We start from the raw sequence: 959 nt of genomic DNA, 5'->3' as shown, positions 1-959 counted from the left end.
GACGTTCGAACCTAAGGTAATGCGATGAAGAGAAAAACAAGAATGACTGCACCTCTGACCAGTAACGCAGCAACCCAGCCTGGGCCTGGCTGGACGTTTGACCCTGATCGCATGATCCGAATAGCCAATTGTCATTCGATCATCGAAGTACTTCGCCACATCAAACACAGTGGGCCGGAATGGGCGCATCGTAATGTCCATATTTGCTTTCCCGGCCCATCAAATGCCTGGGCTCTGGTGTACCCGCTTCAGAATGCCAGTGCCCCGCACTTTGACTTCATGTATACCCACAAAGAGCCTCCTCAGGAAGCGCTGTCCGCACTGCTAAGGAAGTATCCACAGTGTTCCGTCATCGACTGGTCGCCCGGACGCTTGGCCTGCATCGAAGCTCAGGGGGTGGATGTTGAGACGCTCGCTGAAATTATCCGGGATCTAGCTGAAGCTGCTTGGGATGAGCACATCACGTTCGTCGATGCTTCGTACGAGGAAATGGGTAAAGCGTGACCCAAGAGCGGACAGTCGACCTTAGCTTCCCAAGCGCGTGCGCAAAGACCAGGTCTTGGGCAACAATCGACCAGACGGGAACGGAACGCAGGTCACCATAATCGAAGGAATGTTTGTTATGAGCCACCTTAACAACGACTTGAGGGCCGATTTCGTTGAGGCACTTGAGGAAATCTCGACGCTGATGTCCATTGCATACGACCAGCTCGGCCCTGTACCGGAAGATCATGCATTAGCTCAGGCAGGTTTAGAGAATGGTGGTGAAATAGTTCTGGATTATGTCGATCACAACGAGGCTGGAGTAGCGTTCGAACACCTGCTTTACATGATTGACGAACCACCGCTCGTTGTTTCTGAAAAATGCATAAAAATTTTAGCTCGGATCGCAAAGACCTTGAAGATGCCATTCACGAGGTGACAAAAATTTACCCACCTGAAGGTCAGCTTTGGGTCGA

Annotated in this window: 2 protein-coding genes; both read left to right on the top strand. The window is 51.4% G+C overall.

Features of this window, described 5'->3' with window-relative positions:
- Positions 1-42: 42 nt before the first annotated feature.
- Complete coding sequence (locus K0F88_RS31995) at positions 43-504, top strand: hypothetical protein (protein ID WP_257605424.1); 462 nt, start codon at positions 43-45, stop codon at positions 502-504.
- Positions 505-622: 118 nt separating this feature from the next.
- On the top strand, positions 623-922 hold the full coding sequence (locus K0F88_RS31990) for a MafI family immunity protein (RefSeq protein ID WP_219097872.1): 300 nt from the start codon (positions 623-625) through the stop codon (positions 920-922).
- The last annotated feature ends 37 nt before the right edge of the window (positions 923-959 follow it).

Source organism: Pseudomonas sp. UMAB-40, assembly GCF_900095275.1.
Lineage (GTDB): Bacteria > Pseudomonadota > Gammaproteobacteria > Pseudomonadales > Pseudomonadaceae > Aquipseudomonas > Aquipseudomonas mandelii_B.
This window is presented reverse-complemented; position numbering and strand designations above follow the sequence as displayed.

Excerpts from the sequence above, each read along its gene's own strand:
- K0F88_RS31995 (WP_257605424.1), top strand. The coding sequence starts at position 43 with ATGACTGCACCTCTGACCAGTAACGCAGCAACCCAGCCTGGGCCTGGC.
- K0F88_RS31990 (WP_219097872.1), top strand. The coding sequence starts at position 623 with ATGAGCCACCTTAACAACGACTTGAGGGCCGATTTCGTTGAGGCACTT.